Annotated in this window: 14 protein-coding genes and 1 pseudogene; 2 read left to right on the top strand and 13 right to left on the bottom strand. The window is 73.1% G+C overall.

Annotated elements, in window-relative coordinates:
* The first annotated feature begins 108 nt into the window (after positions 1-108).
* Together rho and DDJ31_RS03035 are read left to right on the top strand one after the other, a co-directional pair.
* Positions 109-1,251: a transcription termination factor Rho gene (gene rho / locus DDJ31_RS03030; RefSeq protein WP_127181847.1), complete on the top strand. Its 1,143-nt coding sequence runs from the start codon at positions 109-111 to the stop codon at positions 1,249-1,251.
* Between the two features lie 430 nt (positions 1,252-1,681).
* Positions 1,682-2,482: pseudogene (locus tag DDJ31_RS03035) on the top strand (D-alanyl-D-alanine carboxypeptidase family protein); the annotation flags it as partial.
* Positions 2,483-2,565: 83 nt separating this feature from the next.
* Here the strand turns inward: DDJ31_RS03035 and DDJ31_RS39825 are convergent.
* The 13 genes from DDJ31_RS39825 to DDJ31_RS03095 form a co-directional block, all read right to left on the bottom strand.
* Positions 2,566-3,912: a glycosyltransferase 87 family protein gene (locus DDJ31_RS39825; protein ID WP_127181845.1), complete on the bottom strand. Its 1,347-nt coding sequence runs from the start codon at positions 3,910-3,912 to the stop codon at positions 2,566-2,568.
* The gene (gene mptB, locus DDJ31_RS03040; protein WP_127182983.1) at positions 3,909-5,303 is read right to left on the bottom strand and encodes a polyprenol phosphomannose-dependent alpha 1,6 mannosyltransferase MptB; all 1,395 of its coding nucleotides are present in this window, start codon (positions 5,301-5,303) and stop codon (positions 3,909-3,911) included. The genes DDJ31_RS39825 and mptB overlap by 4 nt, the downstream gene beginning before the upstream one ends.
* A 101-nt stretch (positions 5,304-5,404) precedes the next feature.
* Complete coding sequence (locus DDJ31_RS03045; RefSeq protein ID WP_171480765.1) at positions 5,405-6,328, bottom strand: glutaminase; 924 nt, start codon at positions 6,326-6,328, stop codon at positions 5,405-5,407.
* A gap of 45 nt (positions 6,329-6,373) precedes the next feature.
* Positions 6,374-7,786: an aspartate ammonia-lyase gene (gene aspA, locus DDJ31_RS03050; protein WP_127181843.1), complete on the bottom strand. Its 1,413-nt coding sequence runs from the start codon at positions 7,784-7,786 to the stop codon at positions 6,374-6,376.
* A gap of 206 nt (positions 7,787-7,992) precedes the next feature.
* Complete coding sequence (locus DDJ31_RS03055) at positions 7,993-9,009, bottom strand: asparaginase (protein ID WP_127181842.1); 1,017 nt, start codon at positions 9,007-9,009, stop codon at positions 7,993-7,995.
* Between the two features lie 28 nt (positions 9,010-9,037).
* Complete coding sequence (locus DDJ31_RS03060; RefSeq protein ID WP_127181841.1) at positions 9,038-10,480, bottom strand: amino acid permease; 1,443 nt, start codon at positions 10,478-10,480, stop codon at positions 9,038-9,040.
* On the bottom strand, positions 10,477-11,154 hold the full coding sequence (locus DDJ31_RS03065; protein WP_127182982.1) for a FadR/GntR family transcriptional regulator: 678 nt from the start codon (positions 11,152-11,154) through the stop codon (positions 10,477-10,479). The genes DDJ31_RS03060 and DDJ31_RS03065 overlap by 4 nt, the downstream gene beginning before the upstream one ends.
* A gap of 197 nt (positions 11,155-11,351) precedes the next feature.
* On the bottom strand, positions 11,352-12,188 hold the full coding sequence (locus DDJ31_RS03070; protein WP_127181840.1) for an undecaprenyl-diphosphate phosphatase: 837 nt from the start codon (positions 12,186-12,188) through the stop codon (positions 11,352-11,354).
* A 68-nt stretch (positions 12,189-12,256) separates the two neighbouring features.
* Positions 12,257-12,631 (bottom strand): fluoride efflux transporter CrcB, encoded by a 375-nt coding sequence (crcB, locus tag DDJ31_RS03075; RefSeq protein ID WP_127181839.1) that lies wholly within the window; start codon positions 12,629-12,631, stop codon positions 12,257-12,259.
* A 144-nt stretch (positions 12,632-12,775) separates the two neighbouring features.
* Positions 12,776-13,126, bottom strand: coding sequence for a DUF190 domain-containing protein (locus DDJ31_RS03080; RefSeq protein WP_127181838.1), 351 nt, complete (start codon positions 13,124-13,126; stop codon positions 12,776-12,778).
* On the bottom strand, positions 13,123-13,584 hold the full coding sequence (locus DDJ31_RS03085; RefSeq protein ID WP_127181837.1) for a fluoride efflux transporter FluC: 462 nt from the start codon (positions 13,582-13,584) through the stop codon (positions 13,123-13,125). The genes DDJ31_RS03080 and DDJ31_RS03085 overlap by 4 nt, the downstream gene beginning before the upstream one ends.
* Before the next feature lie 294 nt (positions 13,585-13,878).
* Positions 13,879-14,166, bottom strand: a complete 288-nt coding sequence (locus DDJ31_RS03090; protein WP_127181836.1) for a helix-turn-helix domain-containing protein — start codon at positions 14,164-14,166, stop codon at positions 13,879-13,881.
* 131 nt (positions 14,167-14,297) lie between these two features.
* Complete coding sequence (locus DDJ31_RS03095; protein ID WP_127181835.1) at positions 14,298-14,933, bottom strand: ScbR family autoregulator-binding transcription factor; 636 nt, start codon at positions 14,931-14,933, stop codon at positions 14,298-14,300.
* Positions 14,934-15,028: the final 95 nt, after the last annotated feature.

Genomic DNA, 15,028 nt, shown 5'->3' on the forward strand with positions numbered 1-15,028 from the left:
GAGGCAGTGCTTTCCCGCCGCCGAAGGCGCGTACGCCGCCTTCCTCTCGCGGCCCCTCCCCTCTCTCCGCATGTCCCATGCCATCCGTCCGCGAAAGGACCGATCCCCATGACCACCACACTCGAACCCCCTCAGCTGAAGCAGGAAACCAGCGCCCAGACGGTCACCGGTGTCCTGGACATCGACCCGGCGGGCAAGGGCCACCTGCGGGCGAGTGACCTCCAGCCCACCCCCGCCGACCTGCCCGTCTCCCCCGCGCTGATCCGTCGTCACGGACTGCTCAAGGGCGACCTCGTCGAGGGCGTACGCGGCGACCGGCGCACCCTGACCGACGTCGTCCGCGTCAACGGACGCACGCCCGCCGACCTGCGGACCCGCCGTCACTTCCGTGACCTCACACCGCTGCACCCCCAGGAGCGGCTGCGCCTCGAACACCCAGGAGCCGGACTGACCGGCCGCGTCACCGACCTGATCGCGCCGATCGGCAAGGGCCAGCGCGGGCTGATCGTCGCCCCGCCCAAGACCGGCAAGACCGTGCTTCTCCAGCAGATCGCCGCGGCCGTCGCGGGCAACCACCCCGAGTGCCGGCTGATGGTCGTGCTCCTCGACGAACGCCCCGAGGAGGTCACCGAGATGCGGCGCTCGGTGCGCGGCGAGGTGTACGCCTCGACCTTCGACCGGGCGCCCAAGCAGCACATCGCCCTCGCCGAGCTGGTCATCGAGCGGGCCAAGCGGCTCGTCGAGGCCGGCGAGGACGTCGTCATCCTGCTCGACTCCCTGACCCGGCTGTGCCGGGCCCACAACAACGCGGCGGCCTCCGGTGGCCGCACCCTCAGCGGCGGTGTCGACGCGACGGCGCTGATCGGGCCCAAGCGGTTCTTCGGAGCCGCGCGTCTCGCCGAGGAGGGCGGCTCCCTCACGATCCTCGCCACCGCGCTGGTGGAGACCGGCTCCCGCGCTGACGACTTCTACTTCGAGGAGCTGAAGAGCACGGGCAACATGGAGCTGCGGCTCAGCCGCGACCTGGCCTCCCGCCGGGTCTTCCCCGCCGTCGACATCACTCCGTCCGGCACCCGCCGCGAGGAACTCCTGCTCTCCCCGGCCGAGTCGACGGCCGTGCGCGGACTGCGCCGTGCCCTGCAGACCCGCGAGGGGCAGGCCGGCGTCGAGACCCTGCTCGAACGGCTGCGGGCGACCCCGGACAACGCGACCTTCCTGCGCCGCGTCCAGCCCACCCTGCCCGCCGACTGACGCGCGGGAACACGCCCGGCCGGCGCGTCGGAACGCGCCTGGCTGACACCCGGGAGCGCGCCCGGCCGACACCCGCGCCCCGGCTCACCCACCGGGCTGACCCACCGGCCACCCCGTGACCCGCCTCCGCCGCACCCCGCGGCCACCGTTCCCCGCGAGCCGCTCCGGGCGCACCTCCGCCCCACCCCATCCGCCGCAAGCCGCTCCGGGCGCACCTCCACCGCACCCCATCCCCCGCAAGCCGCTCCGGGCGCACCCCCGCCGCACCCCATCCCCCGCAAACCGCTCCGGGCGCACCTCGGCCGGGTCGAATCACCGTCCCGCTGCGGCATCCGGGTGCTCGCGTACCTCCTCTCGGCCGGGGCAGCGCGCCGAACGGCGGCTCCATTCCTACGTTTGCGGTATGACTATCGGATTCTCTTCCCGGGCGATGGCGTCGACCTGCGCGCTCTGTGTGACGGGTCTGCTGGCGTTCGCACCCGCCACCGCGTCCGCCGAGCCCGGCCCCGATACGCCCGGCGGGCCGCGGGCCGCGACCCCGGCGCCGGCGCTGCTGTACGAGGACGGCGTCCAGGTCAGACCGCGTCGCGGCGCTCCCCAGGTGCCGGACGTCTCCGCGCTCTCCTGGGTGGTCGCCGACGCCCGCACCGGCGAGGTGCTCGGCGCCCACGACGCGCACCGCCAGCTCCCCCCGGCGAGCACCCTCAAGACCCTCTTCGCGCTCACCGTGCTGCCGGTGCTGCCCGGCGGTCTGCGCCACACGGTCACCGAGGACGAGCTGTCCGACATCGGGCCGGGATCAAGTCTGGTCGGCGTCTCCGAGGGGCACAGCTACCAGGTGGCCGACCTGTGGCGGGGCGTCTTCCTCAACTCGGGGAACGACGCCGTGCACGTGCTGGCCGCGCTCAACGGCGGCTGGGACGCCACCGCCGCGCAGATGCGGGCCAAGGCCCGTGCCCTGGGCGCCCGCGACACCCACGTCCTCTCCCCTGACGGGTACGACACCCCCGGCCAGGTCTCCTCCGCCTACGACCTCGCCGTGTTCGGGCGGGCGGGACTGCGCAACGCCGACTTCGCGCGCTACTGCGGGACCGCCGACGCCACCTTCCCCGAGGACGGCTGGTCGGTCGAGATCCAGAACACCAACCGGCTGCTGACCGGCGCCGACGGCGTCGCGCCCTATCCCGGTCTGATCGGCATCAAGAACGGCTACACGAGCAACGCGGGCAACACCCTGGTCGCGGCGGCACGGCACGGCGGGCGCACCCTCGTCGTCACGGTGATGAACCCCCAGGCCGGCGGCGGCTACGCGGTCTACGACGAGGCCCGCGAGCTGCTCGACTGGGGGTTCGACGCGGCCGGGCGGGTCGACCCGGTCGGTTCGCTCGACGCCCTGCGGCCCACGCCCCGGGTCCGCCCCGAGCCGCGTCCGGTGGCCGCGTCCGCCGCCCCGCCCGCCAGGACCCGGTGGGCGGAGACGGCCGCGGTCTCCGGCGCGGCGGCGCTCGGCGCGCTGCTGGTCGCGGTGGTGACGCGGGCCAGGGGCCGGCGCCCCGACGAGCGGTGACCCGCGGGCAGCCACAGCAGCAGCCCGAGGGTGATCCAGGTGTACGTGTTGCCGCCGAGGAAGCCGCCGACCCCGGAGGCGTCGTCGAACCACAGCCACACCACGCTGGTGCAGAGCACGGCGTACAGGGCGCCCGCCGTCCGCGAGTGCCCGGCCCTGAGCAGCACCGCGAACGACGGCAGCAGCCACACCAGGTGGTGCACCCAGGTGATGGGGCTGACCAGGCAGGCGACCAGGCCGGTCAGCGCGAACGCGGCGGCCGGGTCGCCCGCGGCCGTCGCCCGTCGCACCCGCACCGCCCAGACCGCCAGGACCAGCAGGACCGCCCCGGCCCACACGGCGCGGTCCTGGACCCCGAGGCGGGCCAGGATGCCCTGGAGGGACTGGTTGGAGACGTAGTCCAGGCGTCCGACCCGGCTGGTGTCCCAGAGCGCCTCGGTCCAGTAGAAGCGGGAGGCGCCCGGCGCCACCAGGAGGGCGAGGGCGGTGGCCGCCGCCGTCACGGCCGTCGCACGGGCGGCGGCGCGGCGCTCTCCCGTCAGTAGGAGCAGCCCGATGAAGACGGCCGGGGTGAGCTTCACGGCCGCCGCGAGCCCGATCCCGACGCCCGCCCAGCGGTTCCGCCCGGTGCTCAGCAGCCGGGCGTCGACGAGCACCAGGGCCAGCAGCAGGACGTTGACCTGCCCGAAGCTGAAGGTGTCGCGCAGCGGCTCGAACAGGGCGAGCAGACAGGCGCCCAGGACGGCGCCGTACCAGCCGTAGCGGCGCCACGCCCCGTCGGTCAGGAGGTGCGCGACGAGCGCCAGGGCCGCGAGGTTGAGCAGCAGCGCGAGGACGACGGCCGTGCGCAGGCCGACCAGGGCCATCGGCAGCATGCAGACGGCGGCGAACGGCGGGTAGGTGAAGCCGTAGCCGGTGCCCGGCACCCGGTAGTCGTAGAGCCGGCCGCCACCGTGCACCCAGCTGTCGACGGCGCCGTGGTAGACGCGCAGGTCGAACCAGTCGCGCAGCAGCGGCACGGTCGCGGTGAAGGCCGCGACGGCGGCCGTGAGGGCGAGGGCGAGCAGCAGGCGGCCCCGGTCGGTGCCGCTCACGCGAGGTGTCCGGGGGCCGGCGCCTGCGCCGCCTGGTGGGCCTGCCACAGGACGACCACGGCGAGCGCGCCCCCGGAGACCGCGAGGACCAGTTGCCCGGAGTCGGCGGGGCCGCCGCTCGGCAGGGTGGCCAGGGCGAGCACCCCGGTGACGGCGGCCATCCGGTGCCGTACCGGGGCGGTCGGGGCCGCGGCGGCGATCAGGAACAGGCCCCAGAGCGCGTACCAGGGGCGGACGGCGGGTCCGAAGGCGGCGACGGCGGCGAGGCTCAGGCCGAGCGCGTACACCGGGCGGGGCCGCAGCCGCCACCAGATCGCCGTGAGCAGGACGGCGGTGAGGGCGAGGCCGAGCAGATGCCAGGCGGGCACGGCGAGCGGGGCGAGCGAGCTGCCGAGGTGGTGGAGGAGGGCGCCGGTGGCGCGGCCGAGGAGGCTGGTGAGGGCCCAGTTCTGGGCGGAGACGGGGGTGTCGAGGGCGCCGATCCAGCCGTAGCCGGTGCCGGCGACGGCGGTCGCGGCGACCGTGGTGGCCGCGGCGGCGGCGACGGTCGTCGCGGTGGCCCGCAGCGGACCGCGCCCCGCCCTGATCTGGAGGACGGCGACGGCGGCGAGCCCGAGCGCGGCGGGCGCCTTGACCAGCGCGGCGAGCGTGACGAGGACGGCGCCGACGACCGGCGGGCGGCCGAGCGCGGCGACCAGTCCGACGCCCAGCAGCCCCAGCATGACCGCGTCGTTGTGGGCGCCCGCGACCAGGTGGAGGAGGACCAGCGGGTTGAGGGCGCCGAGCCAGAGCGCGGCGGCGGGGTCGGCGCCGCTGTGCCGGGCCAGCCGGGGCAGCGCGGCGGCCATCAGGGCGACCCCGAGCAGCGCGACGATCCGCATCCCGACCAGCCCGGCCGGGAGTTCGCCGCGGGTCAGTCCCGACAGGCCGCGGGCGAGGACGAGGAAGACCGGGCCGTAGGGGGCGCCGGTGTGCCGCCACAGCGGGGCGACCTCGTCGGCGAGCGGTCCGCCGAGCCGGGCGGGGCCGTGCGCGTAGACGTCGATGTGGGCGTCGACCATCGCGCCCTGCGCGAGGTAGCTGTACACGTCCCGGCTGAACAGCGGCGGGGCCAGCAGCAGCGGGGCCGCCCAGACCGCGAGGACCAGCAGCAGGGCGCGCGGGGTGGGGGGCCGGCTGCCGCGCACCAGGCGGCCGAGGAGGATCCAGGCCGCGATCAGCAGGACGACGCCGAAGTACACGCCGACCAGGCCGAGGGCGGCGCGGGCGTCCGCGGGGGCCGCCAGTTCGCGGACCGGCAGCGCGCCGGCCGTCTCACCGCCGAGGGCGAGGAAGGCGGTGCCGGCCAGGCCCAGCACCTGGCAGCGGCGGAGATCGACGGGGAAACCCAGGGCCAACACGTGGGAAGCGTGCCAAGGCCGGATGACCGCGAGGCGACGGGTCGCCCTCCGGGCGGGGGCCTGCGTGTGACCGGCGCGTGCCCCGGTGGCGGTCAGAACACCGAGAGTCCGGTGAGGGTGGTGAACCGGTCGAGGGCGGCCACGCCGGAGACGGAGTTGCCGCGTTCGTCGAGCCCCGGGCTCCAGACGCAGAGCGTGCAGCGGCCGGGGACGACGGCGATGATCCCGCCGCCCACCCCGCTCTTGCCCGGCAGCCCGACCCGGTAGGCGAACTCGCCCGCCGCGTCGTAGGTGCCGCAGGTCAGCATCACCGCGTTGACCTGCTTGGCCTGGCTGCGGGTGAGCAGCCGGGTGCCGTCGGCGCGCAGGCCGTGCCGGGCCAGGAAGCCGGTGGCGAGGGCGAGGTCGGCGCAGGAGGCGCGGATCGAGCACTGCCGGAAGTACTGGTCGAGGAGGACGGGCACCGGGTTGTCGATGTTGCCGTAGGAGGCCATGAAGTGGCCGAGGGCGGCGTTGCGGTCGCCGTGCGCGGCCTCGGACTCGGCCACCTCGGGATCGAAGTCGAGGCCGGGGTTGCCGCTCTCGGCGCGCAGGAAGGCGAGCAGTTCGCCGGCCGCGTCGCCGGTACGGGTCTGGAGGCGGTCGGTGACGACGAGGGCGCCCGCGTTGATGAACGGGTTGCGCGGGATGCCGTTCTCGTACTCCAGCTGTATCAGGGAGTTGAAGGCGTTGCCCGAGGGTTCCCTGCCGACGTGCTCCCACAGGGCGTCGCCCTCGCGGGCCAGGTCGAGGGCGAGGGTGAAGACCTTGGTGACGGACTGGGTGGAGAACGGCTCCCGCCAGTCCCCGACGCCGTAGACCGTGCCGTCGGGTTCGGCGACCGCCATGCCGAAGCTGCGCGGGTCGCAGGCGGCGAGCGCGGGGATGTAGTCGGCGGGCCGGCCGCGGCCGGGGGTGCGGGCGACCTCTTCGGCGATGCGGGCCAGGACCGGCTCGAAGGTCGGCGGAGACGTCATGATCACTATTGTGCCTCCGGGCCGGTCCTGGTGCGCGTCCGCAGGTCAGCCGGTGGCGGGGCCGGTGCCGGCGACCACTTCGGGCCGCAGCAGTTCGCTGAGCCGGTCGGCGGGCAACAGGCCCTTCTCCAGGACGAGTTCGGCGACGCCCCGGCCGGTGGCGAGGGCTTCCTTGGCGATGTCGGTGGCCGCCGTGTAGCCGATGTAGGGGTTGAGGGCGGTGACCAGGCCGATGGAGTTCTCGACGCTGGCGCGCAGCGCCTCGGTGTTGGCGGTGATGCCGTCGACGCAGCGTTCGGCGAGGGTGAGGCAGGCGCTGCGGAGGTGGGTGAGGCTCTCCGAGAGGGAGTGCAGGATGATCGGTTCGAAGGCGTTGAGCTGGAGCTGGCCGGCCTCGGCGGCCATCGTGATGGTGACGTCGTTGCCGATCACCTCGAAGGCCACCTGGTTGACGACCTCGGGTATGACCGGGTTGACCTTGCCGGGCATGATGCTCGAACCGGCCTGCACCGGGGGCAGGTTGATCTCGCCGAGCCCGGCGCGCGGCCCCGACGACAGCAGCCGCAGGTCGTTGCAGCTCTTGGAGAGCTTGACGGCGATCCGCTTGAGGACGCCCGACATCTGGACGAACGCCCCGCAGTCCTGGGTGGCTTCGACCAGGTTGGCGGCGGTGACCAGGGGCAGTCCGGTGATCTCGGAGAGGTGGTGGCGGGCCGCCTCGGCATACCCGGCGGGGGCGTTGAGCCCGGTGCCGATGGCGGTGGCGCCGAGGTTGATCTCGTGGATCAGCTCGACGGCCTCGCCGAGCCGGCTGCGGTCCTCGTCGATCATGACGGCGTAGGCGGAGAACTCCTGGCCGAGCGTCATGGGGACGGCGTCCTGGAGCTGGGTGCGGCCCATCTTGAGCACGTCGTGGAACTCGGCGGCCTTGCGCGCGAAGGAGCCCTGGAGGACGGACATGGCTTCGAGCAGGGCGTGCACCGCGAAGACCGCGGAGATCTTGACGGCGGTCGGGTAGACGTCGTTGGTGGACTGGCCGAGGTTGACGTCCTCGTTGGGGTGCAGCAGCGCGTACTGCCCCTTCTCGTGGCCGAGCAGCTCCAACGCCCGGTTGGCGATGACCTCGTTGGCGTTCATGTTGGTCGAGGTGCCTGCGCCGCCCTGGATGACGTCGACGACGAACTGGTCGTGCAGCTTCCCGGCGCGGATCTCGCGGCAGGCGGCGACGATGGCGGCGGCCTTGCGCGGGTCGAGCAGCCCCAGTTCCTCGTTGGCGAGGGCGGCGGCCTCCTTGACGGCGGCGAGGGCGTCGACGAGGTGCGGGTAGGCGGAGATGGGGGTGCCGGTGATGGGGAAGTTCTCGGTGGCCCGCAGGGTGTGGACACCCCAGTAGGCGTCGGCGGGGACATCCCGGTCCCCGAGCAGATCGTGCTCACGACGGGTGACGGCGGTGGTCATGGGGTGCGTATTCCTCTTCCGGACGGGTCGATTTGCTTCGGGGGGGCGGGGCCTGGTTCGGGGGCGCGGGGAACTGTCTTCCCGGGGCGCGGGGAGCTGTCTTTCCGGAGCGCGGGGAGCTGTCTTTCCGGAGCGCGGGGAACGGCGCGACCGGCCACAGCCGGCCCGCGCCCGCTCCCGCTCCCGCTCCCGGACGACCGCGGGCGTCACACGGGAGAGGGCCCCGTGACCGGGTCGAGCGCCCGCACCACCCGCACCGCGCCCACCGGCTTCCCACCGCCGAGCAGCGCCTCCCCGGCGAAGGGGGTCAGTGCCGAGGGGTCGACCCCGGCCCTGACGAGCGCCGCCGCGGTGACCGGGACGCGTGCCCGGTCCGCCCCGTCGGAGATCTTGACGGCGACGGCCCGGCCGTCGGGCAGCGCGGCGATCTCCACGCCCTCGAACCCGTCCTTGGCGAGCAGTCCCGGCACGGCGCCCATCAGCGCGGCGACGTCCCGTCCGGCGCCCGAGGCCATCTCCGGGTAGGCGCGCATGGCGTCGGCGACGCGTGCCTCGGGGGTGCCGGGCGCGGCGGTGGTGACGCGGGCGGCGGCGCGGGCCAGCCCGCCCAGGGAGACGGAGAACAGGGGTGCGCCGCAGCCGTCGACGGTGACGCGGGCGATCCGCTGTCCGGTGAGGTCCTCGACGATCTCGGCGATGGCCTGCTGGAGGGGGTGGCCGGGGTCGAGGTAGTCGTCGAGGGACCAGCCGTTGAGCGCGCAGGTGTAGAGCATGGCCGCGTGTTTGCCCGAGCAGTTCTGCGCGAGCCGGGAGGGCGCGCGGCCCTCGCGGATCCAGGTGTCCCGGACCGCGGTGCCGAACGGCAGGTCGGGGACGTTGCGCAGCCGGTCCTCGGTGAGTTCGGCGAGGGCGAGGATGCGGCGGGCGCCGGCCAGGTGGCGTTCCTCGCCCGAGTGGCTGGCCGCGGCGAGGGAGAGGAGTTCGCCGTCGAGCGGGAGTCCGGCGCGGACCATCGCGACGGCCTGGACCGGCTTGAGCGCCGAGCGCGGATAGAACGCGGCCTCGATGTCGCCGATCTGGAGCCTGACCTGTCCTTCGGCGTCGAGGACGACGACGGAGCCGTGGTGGACGCCCTCGACGACCCCGTCGCGGATCAGGTGGGCGACGGGGGCGTGCAGGGGCTCGCGGATCTGGGGTGCGTCCGCGACGTTGCTGCTGTACATCACTGCCTCTCGGGGAACGGCGCGTGGGTCACGCGTCGGTTCCGGTGGTGGACGTGGGTGCGGTGCGGCCGCGGATGCCGAACCATCCGGCGACCAGGGCGGCGACGATCAGCGGCAGGCACAGCACGGTGGTGCGGCCCGCGCCTCCGTCGGCGTACATGAGGACCAGGACGGAGACCAGGAAGGCCAGCGTCACGAGTTCGGTCCAGGGGGAGCCGGGCAGCCGGTAGCTCGGGCGGGTCAGCTCGCCCGCCCGCGTCTTCCGCCAGAAGAACAGGTGGCAGACCATGATCATGCCCCAGGTGGCGAGGATGCCGAGGGCGGCGAAGTTGAGGACGATCTCGAACGCGTCGGCGGGGACCACGAAGTTGAGGGCGACGCCGAGGACGCAGATGCCGCTGGTGAGCAGGATGCCGCCGTAGGGGACCTGGCTGCGGCTCATCCTCGCGGTGAAGCGGGGCGCGGAGCCGTTGACGGCCATGGAGCGCAGGATGCGGCCGGTGGAGTAGAGGCCGGAGTTGAGGGAGGACATGGCCGCGGTGAGGACGACCAGGTTCATCACGCCGCCCGCCGCGGGGACGCCGATGTTGGAGAGCACGGTGACGAAGGGGCTCTGGCCGGCGGTGTACTTGTTCCAGGGCAGCAGCATGGAGAGCAGGACGACCGAGCCGACGTAGAAGAGGGCCACCCGCCACATGATCGAGTTGATCGCCTTCGGCATGATCTTCTCGGGGTTCTCGGTCTCGCCCGCGGCGACGCCGACGAGTTCGACGGAGGCGTAGGCGAAGACGACGCCCTGGATGATCAGCAGCATGGGCAGCAGGCCGTTGGGGAAGACGCCGCCGTGGTCGGTGATCAGGGACGGGCCGGGGGTGTTGCCGTCGACCGGGTGCTGGGTGACCAGCAGGAAGATCCCGATACACATGAAGATCACCAGGGCGCTGACCTTGATGATGGCGAACCAGAACTCCAGCTCGCCGAAGAACCTGACCGAGATGAGGTTGACGGTCAGCACCACGGCGAGGGCGATCAGCGCGATCACCCACTGCGGGATGTCGGAGAACATGCCCCAGTAGTGGGTGTAGGTGGCGACGGCGGTGATGTCGGCGATGCCGGTGGTGGCCCAGTTGAGGAAGTACATCCAGCCGGCGGTGTAGGCGCCCTTCTCGCCGAGGAACTCACGGGCGTAGGAGACGAACGCGCCGGACGAGGGCCGGTACAGGACGAGTTCGCCCAGGGCGCGCACCACCAGGAAGGCGAAGAGGCCGCAGACCGCGTAGGCGATGAAGAGGGAGGGCCCGGCGTCGGCGAGCCGGCCGCCCGCGCCGAGGAAGAGGCCGGTGCCGATGGCGCCGCCGATGGCGATCATGTTGACGTGCCGGGACTTGAGGGACTTGCTGTATCCTGCGTCCCCCGCGTCCACATGGGCGGCGGTTCGGCGCGTCTCCTCCTGGATCGACTGCTCGCTCACGCGTCGGTTCCGCCTTCCGGGCTGCTGTCCGCGCGCACGGGGCGCACGATGTCGGTGAGGGTCGTCTCGACGCGGTCGAGATGGTGGGCCATGGCTTCGACGGCGTCGGGTTCGGAACCGTCCATCAGGGCCTCGACGATCGCCCGGTGCTCGTGGTTGGACTGCTCGCGCCGGCCGCCGAGTTCGTTGAGGAACGCGGACTGGCGGGCCAGCGCGTCCCGGATCTCCTCGATGACCCGGCGGAAGACGGGGTTCTGCGCGGCCTGGGCGACGGCGAGGTGGAAGAGCGTGTCGAGGGCGACCCACGAGGTGGTGTCGGTCTCCTGCTCCATGCGCTCCAGCAGATGGGCCAGGTGGTCGAGGTCCTCGGGGGTGCGGCGGACGGCCGCGTACCCCGCGACCGGGATCTCGACGTGCCGGCGCACCTCCAGGAGGTCGCTGGCCGCGTAGTCGCCGAAGGTCGGGTCCTCGACGGTGTTGGCGACCACGAAGGTGCCCTTGCCCGTCCGGGAGACGGTCAGGCCCATGGTCTGCAGGGCCCGCAGCGCCTCGCGCAGCACGGGCCTGCTGACTTCGAGGCTCCGGCACAGCTCGGCCTCCGAGGGGAGCTTGTCCCCCACCGCGTAGGCGCCGCGTTCGATGGCGGCGCGCAGGTGCCCGAGGACCGCCTCCATGGCGCTGACGCGCCGAGGGCCCTGACTGGCTGTCTGGCTGTCTGACAGGTTCACGAGGGTGATCCTGGGGGTGACGGGCGGGAGCTGTCAAGGGTGGCGGGACAAGCGATCCGGCGGGCCGTCGGCGGGGCGGGCGACCGGGCCGCCCGCCCCTTAACGCACCGGGACGGTCCGCCCCGCGCCGGTGTTCCGGCAGGTCAGCCGCTGATCGCGCCCACCGAGAGCAGGCCGAGGAGGAGCACCCCGACGATGATCCGGTAGATCACGAAGGCGTTGAAGTTGTGTTTGGCGACGTACTTCAGCAGCCAGGCGATGGAGGCGTACGCCACCACGAAGGAGACGACCGTGCCCGCGGCGAGCGGCGCGGCGCCCACCCCGGTGCCCAGGGCGTCCTTCAGCTCGTAGATGCCGGCGCCGGTGAGGGCCGGGATGCCGAGGAAGAACGAGAGCCGGGTGGCGGCGACCCGGTCCAGGTCGAGCAGGAGGGCCGTGGACATGGTGGCGCCCGAGCGGGAGAAGCCGGGGAAGAGCAGCGCGAGGATCTGCGAGCTGCCGACCAGCATGGCGTCCTTGAAGCCGGTGTCGTCCTCACCGCGCTTGTGCCGGCCGCGCTGGTCGGCCACCCACATCACGCCGCTGCCGACGATCAGGGAGGCGGCGACCACCCACAGGGAGGCGAGCGGTCCCGCGATGAGCGGCTTGGCGGCGAGGCCGACGACCACGATCGGAATCGTCGCGGCGATCACCCACCAGGCGAACTTGTAGTCGTGGTGGTAGCGCTCCTCCTTGTCCACGAGGCCGCGCCCCCAGGCGGAGACGATCCGCACGATGTCCTTGAAGAAGTACACGAGCACGGCGGCGATGGCGCCGACCTGGATGACGGCCGAGAACCCGACGACGGCGGTGTCGTCGACGGGGATGCCCATCAGGCCCTCGGTGATCTTCAGATGGCCGGTCGAGGAGACGGGAAGGAACTCGGTCACCCCCTCGACGGCTCCGAGGACGACGGCCTGACCGACGTTGATGACGCTCATGGGATCCAGTTCTGAGATGGTCGACAGTGCTGTAGACAGTGTTACTACGCCGGAGCGAGAACGACTGCTTACCCCCACACCGCCCGAGCGAGCGACACCCCCGCAAAAGCCGCGCCGAGGCCCGCCGCCACGCTCCCGACGACGTTGGCGGCGGCGTAGAACCCGGCACCGGTCTCGGTGAGTCTCAGCGTCTCGTGGGAGAAGGTCGAGTACGTCGTCAGCGCGCCGCACAGGCCGGTCCCGATCAGCAGTTGGAGGTGCGGATCCGCCGCTCCGGCGGCTGCCGCGCCGGTCAGCACGCCGAGGACGAGACAGCCGCCGACGTTGACGACGAAGGTGCCCCAGGGGAAGACCGAGTCGTGCCGGGACTGCACCGCGCGGTCGGTCAGATAGCGCAGCGGGGCGCCCACCATGGCACCCGCGACGACCAGCAGCCAGTTCACAACGACCTCTTACCCTTCGCGTCCGGTTCGCCGGTTTCGTCCGGCCTCTCTGGTCCCGGTGGTTCCTCTGGTCCCTCTGGTTCCTCTGGTCCCGGTGGTTCCGATGGCCCCTCTGGTTGCGGTGGTTCCGCCGGCTCGTGCGCGTCAGCCGGGTTCGCCGCCGCGTCCGACATAGCGGACGACCTCGCAGGCGTCGAGGGTGACAAGGCCGTCCTGGACGAGTTCGTCGAGCTGCGGCAGGAAGGCGCGGATCCGCTCCTCGGTGTCGACGACGACGACCGCGACCGGCAGGTCCTCGCTCAGGGACAGCAGCCGCGAGGTGTGGATCCGGGAGGAGGCGCCGAAGCCCTCGACGCCCCGGAAGACGCTGGCACCGGCGAGCCCGGCCGCGTGGGCGCGGTGCACGATCTCCGAGTAGAGGGGCTTGTGGTGCCAGACGTCGTTCTCACCGATGAACACGGTCAGGCGCAGCGCGGTCCCGGTCAGCCTGGTCATGACTGCCTCCACTTCAGGGCGCGGCGGGCCAGGGTCGCCCCGCCCTGGACCGCGGTGAGCGCCGCGAGCAGGGTCGCGGCGAGATAGGCGAGGCCGACGCGGGCGTGGCCGCCGTCGACGAGTCGCTGGATGTCGACGGCGTAGGTGGAGAAGGTGGTGAACCCGCCGAGGACGCCGGTGCCGAAGAAGGGCCTGACCAGCCGGTGGGCCACCCACACGTCGGTGATGAGGACCATGAGGACGCCGATGGCGGCGCATCCCACGACGTTCGTCCAGAACGTGCCCCAGGGGAACCCGCCGGGTCCCGCGGGCCAGTGGAGGGCGATCGCGTAGCGGGCGCAGGCGCCGAGCGCGCCGCCTAGGGCGATCACGGCGACGATCGGGGCCTGGCCGCGCCAGTCGGCCCGCCGGACCGGGCGGGGCGGGGTGCGCGGGCTCTCGGTCTCCGGGGAGGTCATGGGCACGCTTCTCCTACTCGCCGGGCCCGCGCAGGCGGGCGCCGCTGGGTCGCAAGTAGGGACCGTTGGCGGCACCGGTGCCGCGGTTCGGGTACGGCGGGCCCCACCGCCGCGCCGCGAGGGTGCTCGCGGCCGGGCACCAGGTTAACGCCGCCGCGGTGGTGGGGTCATGTCGGCCAGGGTGGAGCGGGGGCCAGCGCGGCGCGCGGCGGGCCCCGATCGGCGTCGGGGTCCCGCGGCGCGTTCCGGGCCCTGTGGCGCGTTCCGGACCCTGTGGCTCGTTCCGGGGGTCGACTACCAGCCTTTTTCGAACAGGCGAGCCACCTCGGCCGTCCGCATGTCGTCGCGCCGGTAGTGGGTGCGGCCCCGGACGCTGCGCGCGCGCAGCAGCCCGAGGTCGGCGAGGAGGCCGAGGTGGGTGTCGGCGACCGTGCGCGGCACGCCGAGCCTGGCGGCGACGGCGTCGGCGGTGACGCCGTCCTCGGCGAGGTCGCCGTCCGGCTGGGGCGGGAAGTGCGCGACGGGGTCCCGCAACCACTCCAGGACACGCAGCCGCAGGTCGCTGACGGGAGTTCTGAACATCCTGCCCCCTCCGGCCGAACCGCCACGCACCGCGGCCTCCCACTCTCCCGCACCCGGCGCCGCCGTGTCCGGCACTCCGCGCGCGTTGGCCGGGACCGGGCGGCTCGGGCCGGGTGCCGGGCCCCGCGGGGTCAGACGCGCGCGGGCAGTCCGAGCCCCGGCGAACCGGCGGGCAGGGCCTGCGCGGCGGCCTCGGGGGTCGCGATGCCGGGCAGCAACTGCCGCCACCAGCCGGTCAGTCGCTCATGGAGGTCACGGCGTTCGGAGAGCACGTGGGACAGCATCTGGATGCCGGTGAAGGAGCCCACGACGGTCGCCGCGACCTCGTCGGGCGCCATGTCCTCGCGCAGTTCGCCCGCGCCCTGGGCGCGCGCCAGGTCTCTGCCGAAGGCGCGCAGCCACCAGTCGTACAGATCGGCGTCGTTGGCCTGGAAGGTGCCTCGTTCCACGGTGAGCCGGATGCTGGCGCGGAACAGGACGTTGGTGCGAAGGTGGTGGGCCAGTTCATGGGTGAGGTCGATGACCTGCTGGAGGGGTGAGGTGGAGTGAGTGCGGGTCCCGACCGGGATCTCGGTCTGCGCGGCCATCACCCCGCGCGCGATGTCCTCCTTGGACGCGAAGTGGAAGTACATGGCGCCCTTGGTGACGCCGCTGCGCTCCTGGATCTCGTTGATGCTCGCGGCGGCGTAGCCTCGCTCGTCGAAGACCTCGGCCGCCCCGACCAGAAGCCTCCGCCGTGTCTCGATCGCCCGTTCCTGTCGTGCCATTGCGTGAAATCCTCGTTTCCTGGGCGTGGCAGGTTCATGAGCAACCTGGTGAGACGGCCCAAAACAAACCGTACGTTAGGTACTGTACCGGCGGA

Source organism: Streptomyces griseoviridis, from assembly GCF_005222485.1.
Lineage (GTDB): Bacteria > Actinomycetota > Actinomycetes > Streptomycetales > Streptomycetaceae > Streptomyces > Streptomyces hintoniae.

Excerpts from the sequence above, each read along its gene's own strand:
- rho (WP_127181847.1), top strand. The coding sequence starts at position 109 with ATGACCACCACACTCGAACCCCCTCAGCTGAAGCAGGAAACCAGCGCC.
- DDJ31_RS03045 (WP_171480765.1), bottom strand. The coding sequence starts at position 6,328 with ATGACGTCTCCGCCGACCTTCGAGCCGGTCCTGGCCCGCATCGCCGAA.
- aspA (WP_127181843.1), bottom strand. The coding sequence starts at position 7,786 with ATGACCACCGCCGTCACCCGTCGTGAGCACGATCTGCTCGGGGACCGG.
- DDJ31_RS03055 (WP_127181842.1), bottom strand. The coding sequence starts at position 9,009 with ATGTACAGCAGCAACGTCGCGGACGCACCCCAGATCCGCGAGCCCCTG.
- DDJ31_RS03065 (WP_127182982.1), bottom strand. The coding sequence starts at position 11,154 with ATGGAGGCGGTCCTCGGGCACCTGCGCGCCGCCATCGAACGCGGCGCC.
- DDJ31_RS03070 (WP_127181840.1), bottom strand. The coding sequence starts at position 12,188 with ATGAGCGTCATCAACGTCGGTCAGGCCGTCGTCCTCGGAGCCGTCGAG.
- DDJ31_RS03080 (WP_127181838.1), bottom strand. The coding sequence starts at position 13,126 with ATGACCAGGCTGACCGGGACCGCGCTGCGCCTGACCGTGTTCATCGGT.
- DDJ31_RS03085 (WP_127181837.1), bottom strand. The coding sequence starts at position 13,584 with ATGACCTCCCCGGAGACCGAGAGCCCGCGCACCCCGCCCCGCCCGGTC.
- DDJ31_RS03090 (WP_127181836.1), bottom strand. The coding sequence starts at position 14,166 with ATGTTCAGAACTCCCGTCAGCGACCTGCGGCTGCGTGTCCTGGAGTGG.
- DDJ31_RS03095 (WP_127181835.1), bottom strand. The coding sequence starts at position 14,933 with ATGGCACGACAGGAACGGGCGATCGAGACACGGCGGAGGCTTCTGGTC.